At 46.9% G+C, this 6,646-nt stretch carries 9 protein-coding genes; 5 read left to right on the top strand and 4 right to left on the bottom strand.

Annotated features, from left to right (window positions below; all coding sequences use genetic code 11):
• Positions 1-54: 54 nt before the first annotated feature.
• From QUA53_RS28250 to QUA53_RS28240, 3 genes are all read right to left on the bottom strand, one after another.
• The gene (locus QUA53_RS28250) at positions 55-543 is read right to left on the bottom strand and encodes a protein kinase domain-containing protein (RefSeq protein WP_333101087.1); all 489 of its coding nucleotides are present in this window, start codon (positions 541-543) and stop codon (positions 55-57) included.
• Positions 544-632: 89 nt separating this feature from the next.
• A complete protein-coding gene (locus QUA53_RS28245; protein ID WP_333101085.1) occupies positions 633-851 on the bottom strand; it encodes a hypothetical protein in 219 nt (72 codons plus the stop codon).
• A gap of 74 nt (positions 852-925) precedes the next feature.
• Complete coding sequence (locus QUA53_RS28240) at positions 926-1,348, bottom strand: hypothetical protein (RefSeq protein WP_333101082.1); 423 nt, start codon at positions 1,346-1,348, stop codon at positions 926-928.
• A 403-nt stretch (positions 1,349-1,751) separates the two neighbouring features.
• Here QUA53_RS28240 and QUA53_RS28235 point away from each other — a divergent pair, with 403 nt between their 5' ends.
• The 5 genes from QUA53_RS28235 to QUA53_RS28215 all read left to right on the top strand — a co-directional run bounded on the left by QUA53_RS28235 (position 1,752) and on the right by QUA53_RS28215 (position 3,302).
• On the top strand, positions 1,752-2,162 hold the full coding sequence (locus QUA53_RS28235) for a Nif11-like leader peptide family natural product precursor (RefSeq protein WP_333101081.1): 411 nt from the start codon (positions 1,752-1,754) through the stop codon (positions 2,160-2,162).
• Between the two features lie 46 nt (positions 2,163-2,208).
• Positions 2,209-2,421, top strand: a complete 213-nt coding sequence (locus QUA53_RS28230) for a hypothetical protein (RefSeq protein ID WP_333101080.1) — start codon at positions 2,209-2,211, stop codon at positions 2,419-2,421.
• Between the two features lie 76 nt (positions 2,422-2,497).
• A complete protein-coding gene (locus QUA53_RS28225) occupies positions 2,498-2,746 on the top strand; it encodes a hypothetical protein (protein WP_333101079.1) in 249 nt (82 codons plus the stop codon).
• Positions 2,747-2,771: 25 nt separating this feature from the next.
• Complete coding sequence (locus QUA53_RS28220) at positions 2,772-3,038, top strand: hypothetical protein (RefSeq protein ID WP_333101077.1); 267 nt, start codon at positions 2,772-2,774, stop codon at positions 3,036-3,038.
• Positions 3,039-3,161: 123 nt separating this feature from the next.
• Positions 3,162-3,302 (top strand): hypothetical protein, encoded by a 141-nt coding sequence (locus QUA53_RS28215; protein ID WP_333101075.1) that lies wholly within the window; start codon positions 3,162-3,164, stop codon positions 3,300-3,302.
• Positions 3,303-3,468: 166 nt separating this feature from the next.
• Here QUA53_RS28215 and QUA53_RS28210 read toward each other — a convergent pair whose 3' ends face one another.
• Complete coding sequence (locus tag QUA53_RS28210) at positions 3,469-6,435, bottom strand: NHLP bacteriocin export ABC transporter permease/ATPase subunit (protein ID WP_333101074.1); 2,967 nt, start codon at positions 6,433-6,435, stop codon at positions 3,469-3,471.
• Positions 6,436-6,646 lie beyond the last annotated feature (211 nt).

Genomic DNA, 6,646 nt, shown 5'->3' with positions numbered 1-6,646 from the left:
GTTTCATCATGAGACTCCTCAAAAGATTGGGGTAGTGCTATTATCCTCTATCCTTTACATAAAAGCACTACCGATGATTTTGAGTTCTCCGCTAGCTGGATTGAAGACAATATTTGAAGGGTTAATGTCTTTGTGAATGATGTTGGCGCTGTGAATTTGTTGTAAACTTTCTATGGTTGCGATCGCAATTCGCAAGAATTCTGCAATACTAAATTTTTGCTGCTGCATCCAAATTTTCAAGGATTCGCCGCCAAAATCCTCCACAAACATCACCAGCGTGTTTTGATATGGCTGCAAATCATAGGCTTTTATACAGCCACTCAGATTCAGAGATTGTGTAATTTTATACTCTGTGCGATAGCGGGCGAGTTCTTGGGGCGTGGGATAATTTTCTTTGAGGATTTTGAGGACAACGGGGAGACTGTCGGGTTGTCGGAATGCTCGGTAAACCAGGGAGTTTGCGCTTTCGTAGATGAGCTCTGTGATTTCAACGCCCGGAAGAGTCAGCATATTCATACCGCTGTCAACTTTGCAGTAGAACATAGCATAAATTTGCTCCTCACACCAGAGGTGCGTGAGCCATCAGTGGATTTTAGATTTTAGATTTTAGATTTGACTCCACATCTGAGATTTTAGATTTTAGAAGCCAAGACAGGCTTCCAACCCAATACAGCTTGTTCGATAATGTCAGCGGCGCGCTTGACTCCGCAGGATCGCTCGATCGCCCCTTGCATCTCGATCGCCCTTTGTTTATACGACTCTTGGGTTAGGACTTTCACAATTGCCGATCGAACTTTAGCAACGACGCTGAACATTACATATAGCAGTTCGGTTGTCTTATTTTGAAGCAAGTCTCAATCCACGGGTTTGTTTTAGGCGATCGCTAGCAACGCACCCTACAAGCTAGGCGATCGCACTTGAAGAATTATTTGATGACTATTTTGAGAGATTCAGGACAAGCGATAGCCTTATCAGTGGCACTATCTTTCCTACAATTCATAATGAAAATCTCTCTACATTCTCCATTGGCAGCAGATGGAAAAGAAATTTCTTTTGATTTACCTGGATCTAAAGCAACTATGTCTTTACCCAAAAAGTGTCCCGACCTACCGCAGAAACTTACCCATTTATCAGCATCAAACCAGACTTTTTCACCACTTACATTGATAATTTGAAGTGTATCAGCCTGATAGTTATCCTTAGCACAACGATATTGTGCTCCGTTTTCCCGTGTTTTGCATTTAGTTGCTCCATCTGGCACAGGTGCAGCTAGCACAAAATTGAACATAGATGCAAAAGTCAGTCCCACACACGCTAGAGACGTAGATAAAAACCCTGATTTTTTCATTTTTATTGTTCCCTCAATAAATTATCTCTTCTATGTACAACTTTTATCCTATAAAGATACTCCAAAAAAACTCTCTTTAAGTTGAGTTTTAAATTAACCGAACGATCGGTTTGCAACTAATCTTATGTCGGATCGACAACCTGTACTTTTGTTCAGGTGTCGCCTTAAACTACTATCCAAAGCCTGCCACACGTATCGATACCTAGCCAAAAGTTCAGGTAATCTACTCAACTAAAGGTTAGTTCAAGCTAGCTAATTTTTTTAGGAGAAAAACTAAACTTTAAGCTAGCTACTTTAGCCGGAAAATTTCATAAACTAAATTTACGCAAACACCAGCACTAGCTTAGCTGGAAAAAACAAATAAGGAGTTACTTCCTTAACAATTAAGTCAGGAGCAAATCTCATGTCTTTTGAATTTGAAAGCGTGAATCATTTTTTTCAAAAAGTATCGCAAGATCCAGAACTCCAGCTACAGTTCCGATCGGTAACGGATCGGGAAAGCTTAGTGAATAAAGCGGTAGCCCTGGGCCAAGAAAAAAGCTACAGTTTCTCCTCAACAGAGGTTTCTGAGTGGCTGGAGTCGATGACTGCCCAGCATCAGAGTCAGTCAGATACTTCAGGCGAGTTGTCTGACAGTGAATTGGAAGCTGTTGCTGGCGCTGGACCTGTCGGGGGTGCTATAGGAGCAGCGGCAGGTGCTATAGGTGGATTTTTCAGCGCTATTTTCACAGGAAAATTCGATGAGATAGGCGAGAAAATGGTAGAAGGAGCTGTTGCTGGGGGTGTCGCCGGTCTCCTTACTCCTGGAGCATAGGTAATCTTTTGTTGAATCCAACACCGAAATCAAAAGGAGAAATCCAATGGACAGCACTAATCATTTTTCCCAACAAGTCGATCGAGATTCTGCCGTACAACAGCAACCGTCGCCAGCCAATTCTGTTGCTGAAGAATTGAACGATACGGAATTAGATGCGATCGCAGGCGGTAGGGGTTTTATGTTTCAAGATTGGCATAATATCCCCCGTTTCTCTCCGATAAATTATGAGGCAGTAGTGGGTAAAAAGGTTGGATAGCAGGCAACTTTGCTAGGAGTTGCTTCAATCGCTTTTGGAAGCAAATTTCACTAATTATGTCAGGAGAAAACATCTGATGGAAAGCAACAATCAATCTTTGCAAGAAGTACCGTCCGAGTCGTTCGCAATCGCAGCATCCGTAACAGACAACTCAACTAATCAAGAATTGGACGAATTGGAATTAGATGCGATCGCAGGCGGCTGTTCCGATGGGGCCGATCGAGAGCGGGCTGCCGGTATCCCTGTTATCACAACCAGCCAACAACTCCCATTTATACCGCGCTTGACAATCCCTATGAATGTGTTTGATTTTTTGAGTTCCTAACACAACTTAAAGGAGGAAACATCTGATGGAAACCAACAATCGATTTTCGCAAGAATTACCGTCCGAGTCATCCCAAATCGCAGCATCAGAATTGGAAAATTCAACCGATCGAGAATTGGATCAATTGGAATTAGATGCGATCGCGGGCGGCCGTTCCGATATGGCCGATCGAGCTCGGGCTGCGGGTATCCCTGTTATCACAGCCAGCGGTCCAAGGCCCAACATTTTTGGTCGTGGTCTGCCCATGCAATTAATTGAAGAAGCGTCGCGCGCATTTGGCAATCGGAACTGAGCGACTAATAATTGCCAAAAGCCACGCGCTCGATAAGGCTAAAATTTGCAAAGCAATCGCAGAGTATGCGATTGCTTTTCCGTCGAAAAATGACAACTATAGCAATCCCCATCTACAGAAAATATGAATGCTATGCAGCCCGTATACCTCATGCAGCAAGCCCCCGATCGCGGTAACACTACAATATTTAGCGTAGGCTTAGTTATCCTCTGCTTGCTATTGCTAATTTTGTTGTGGTTGCCTGATTTGCTAACAAAAAAATAACCATTTCACCAACGAACAATGTACGGGGTGTAACGGATAAAACTGAAATATTGCATCATTTTTAATAATGCTTTTATGAATGGGTAAGATGCCCGATCCACAAGAAATTTACTCTTTGTGGAAGGGGCATTTTGCCCGTTCTTGAAAATTGTTTTACCTTGAATCTCTACTTTATCTGCCTCGCCACTAATCGAGCAAATAATCCTCCCTGTTTTACCAATTCCTCAAACGAACCAAATTCTACCAAACGGCCTGCCTCAATTACATAAATGCGATCGGCATTGCGAATCGTACTCAGGCGGTGGGCGATGACAACTCGCGTCACATTCAACTTATCCAAACTCTCAGTAACGATCGCCTGCGTGCGGTTGTCCAAAGCACTCGTAGCTTCATCCATCAGGATAACCTTTGGTTTGACAACCATTGCGCGGGCAATTAACAATCTCTGCCGCTGTCCTCCCGAAAGATTCGTGCCGCCCTCGCTGACAACCGTGTGCATTCCCATCGGCATTTGTTCGATATCGGCTGCTAAACCGGCCATTTGCGCGGCTTCCCAAGCTTCCTCCTGCGTTACCATCGCCCCGCAAGTAATATTGTCAAACATCGAACCAGCATTAATTCTGCCGTTTTGCAGCACTACTCCTAACTGCCGCCGCACAGCTTGAACGTCGAGGCCTGCTAAATCTTGATTGTCGTAATAAACAGTGCCGCTTTGTGCTATTTCAAATCCCAATAAGAGCCGAAATAATGTTGATTTACCGCTCCCCGACGGCCCGACGATCGCGATAAATTCCCCCGGTTGAATATTGATGCTGACATCATCTAAAATTGGGGGCCCGTCATCGCGGTAGCGGAAAGTTGCGCGATCGATCGTAATTTGACCTTTCAAGCGGCCGGGATCGGCTTTTGTCGGGTCAGATTCCGGGATGCCCTGGACGATCGGTTTGGCTCGCTCCCACAGCGGTACAATTCCTAAAATATCCGTTAGGGTATTGCTCAAATCTGTGACGCCAGAAAGAAAGGTGCCGAAGGCGGAATTAAAAGCAAGAAAGGTTCCCATATTCAGTCCGCCACCTTCTGTTTGAGAAGTTTGCATAAACACAATTGCAAACCAAAACATCAAAATAGAACTGACTAACGGCAGCGCTTCGTTAAATACAGAAACGCTGTCGTCAATTCGTTTAATGCCAGTTCTTAGTTTAATTTGTTGGCTGTATTTTTTCGCCCAAGCTGCAAAGGCTCGCCCTTCGGCGGCCGCTACCCGCAGCTTTGATACTCCGTTAATCAGTTCTACTGTCAGCCCGTTAATGTCGCCTTCTCCTGTTTCCATTTTCCGCTCTTTTGGGATTAAGAGCAAGCTCGATGTGACTGTTACTATAACCGCGAGCAAAGTTAAACCAATTCCGACTACAGCCAGCGGCAGGCTGTAAACAAACATCAGCCCCAAATTCAGCAGGGAAAATATCGCGCTCAAAAGTGTCCGCTGCGTCGCGCCGCTGAGTTGGGCGCGAATTTGATTAACTGCTAATAAGCGAGTCAGCAAGTCGCCAGAAGAATAGCTGCGAAAAAATGCCAGTTTTAATCTCAGCAATCGATCCCAAACTGCCGGCTGAAGAGTGCCGCTGGCAGCATTTTCTATCCGCAGCGTCAGAATTGTTTGGGCGATGCTAAATACAGCCCGTCCGATCGCCGCAACTAACAATACCAGCCCTAACTGCCACAGTAACAAACGATCGCTGTCAGGAATAGCATCATTGACCAAAATCGAGGTAGCTTGCGGCGTCACCATCCCCAACAGCGTTCCCAATATCCCCAGCCCGAAAGCAGCGATCGTGTCTTTTTCGTAGCCCTTCGTCCCGAAGCGAAACAGTTCCGCAGCGTTGCGAACTAATAGCGGCAGGGGCCGATAAAACATTTGAGTTTCTGACGACAACTCTTGGGCTACTGCTTTAGTTACCCGTTTGCGAGTGCGATCGATCGGATCGAACAAAGTATAGCGAGATCCCTTACCGGGCAACAAAGCTACAGGTCGATTGTCGGACTTTGTATAAGCCAACAGCGGGCCGCAGTTCTGCCGCCACCAATCTCCAGCGAGGAGCACGCGGCGGGTGCGAAATTGGGACGATCGGGCGATCGCCTCCATCGGATCTTTAACTCGACCCAAATCTTCGGAACCCGCCGGCGGATTGACTGTTATACCTTGTGCCTTACCTACTGCCCCAGCAGCGATTAACAGCGGCGTTCCTTCCTCAGACAAAGCTGTTTTCCGGGGATGCAAAACCTCGGTTAAATCTCCCAAAGCTGTCTGAGTTACTTGGCGGTTTAGCTGTTCGCGTTCCTGAAAGCGCCGAAATTCCTCTGCTTTTTGCTGGCAAACCAGCAAGTTCAAGCAGCAGCAAAAATACTCGTGCAGCAAAGCTAAACTCGCGGGCAGCCAGTCGGCATTTTCCACCTCTGCTGTTGAGAAAATTTGCACCTCAACTTCCCCGGATGCCACCAGCAGCATATTCCCAGCCAAAGGAAACGCTGGGGAAGCGGAATTTAACTGCAATTCCCCGACACTCGCATCGCCGGACGAGACGCGCACCCAGACAACTGTTACCGGGGGCGATCGCAGCATTTGACCTTTTTGCAGCGATATCTGCTGCGACGCTGCTACAACCGCAGTTTCTGGGGCAACTTTGTCATCGGGGGCGTGAAGCGGATCTATGCCGTAGGGAATCGCCCGTTCTCCCAAACGCTGTATCCACCGTTCCACAAGCGATCGCATTTTGCTGTCACCAGCAGCAACTAAAGCGGCACAATCTGCGATCGCGATCGGTTCCAGTTCCGTTTCGGCGATCGCGATCGCCAGAAGTCCCCAGCCAGCTTTTAAATTTTCTCCCCCCCTTGTAGGGGCGGTGCCCCCGTGTCCGCCCTGGTTGGGGGGGGTAGCAGCGCCGAACAAAGCCTCGCCTGCACCGACGCCGAACAGATAATGGCGGTTGCCCGCAGGCTTCTCACTTTGTATCTGGGCTGCAAAGACTGCGATCGCGCCCGATCGAACAATCCATACCTGATGCGGGTCATTCAGCAGCAGCGGTTCATTTCCTTTAATTCGGTGCAGTTTCTTAACAGGATTTAGATCGAGCATAGTTAGTAATTTGCGATTAGTAATATCAAGTCGGGCAGGGGTTTAAAGCCTTGCCTCAAAGAAGACTGTGCGATCGAATCGATCGGGCTAATCCACAGATCCGCCGGGGATTTTAATCCCCGTCTCATAGCTAAAGTCGGTTAAAACTGAGATCTTGCACCATTCTCAATTAGCCATACGGCCAACCACTAACAGTGATGTCAAAACCCTG

Origin of the sequence: Microcoleus sp. Pol12B3 (genome assembly GCF_036701355.1) — a bacterium.
Taxonomy (GTDB): domain Bacteria; phylum Cyanobacteriota; class Cyanobacteriia; order Cyanobacteriales; family Microcoleaceae; genus Microcoleus.
The sequence above is the reverse complement of the archived record's forward strand: the minus strand, read 5'-3'. Positions and strand labels throughout refer to the sequence as shown.

Excerpts from the sequence above, each read along its gene's own strand:
- QUA53_RS28250 (WP_333101087.1), bottom strand. The coding sequence starts at position 543 with ATGTTCTACTGCAAAGTTGACAGCGGTATGAATATGCTGACTCTTCCG.
- QUA53_RS28240 (WP_333101082.1), bottom strand. The coding sequence starts at position 1,348 with ATGAAAAAATCAGGGTTTTTATCTACGTCTCTAGCGTGTGTGGGACTG.
- QUA53_RS28235 (WP_333101081.1), top strand. The coding sequence starts at position 1,752 with ATGTCTTTTGAATTTGAAAGCGTGAATCATTTTTTTCAAAAAGTATCG.
- QUA53_RS28230 (WP_333101080.1), top strand. The coding sequence starts at position 2,209 with ATGGACAGCACTAATCATTTTTCCCAACAAGTCGATCGAGATTCTGCC.
- QUA53_RS28225 (WP_333101079.1), top strand. The coding sequence starts at position 2,498 with ATGGAAAGCAACAATCAATCTTTGCAAGAAGTACCGTCCGAGTCGTTC.
- QUA53_RS28220 (WP_333101077.1), top strand. The coding sequence starts at position 2,772 with ATGGAAACCAACAATCGATTTTCGCAAGAATTACCGTCCGAGTCATCC.
- QUA53_RS28215 (WP_333101075.1), top strand. The coding sequence starts at position 3,162 with ATGAATGCTATGCAGCCCGTATACCTCATGCAGCAAGCCCCCGATCGC.
- QUA53_RS28210 (WP_333101074.1), bottom strand. The coding sequence starts at position 6,435 with ATGCTCGATCTAAATCCTGTTAAGAAACTGCACCGAATTAAAGGAAAT.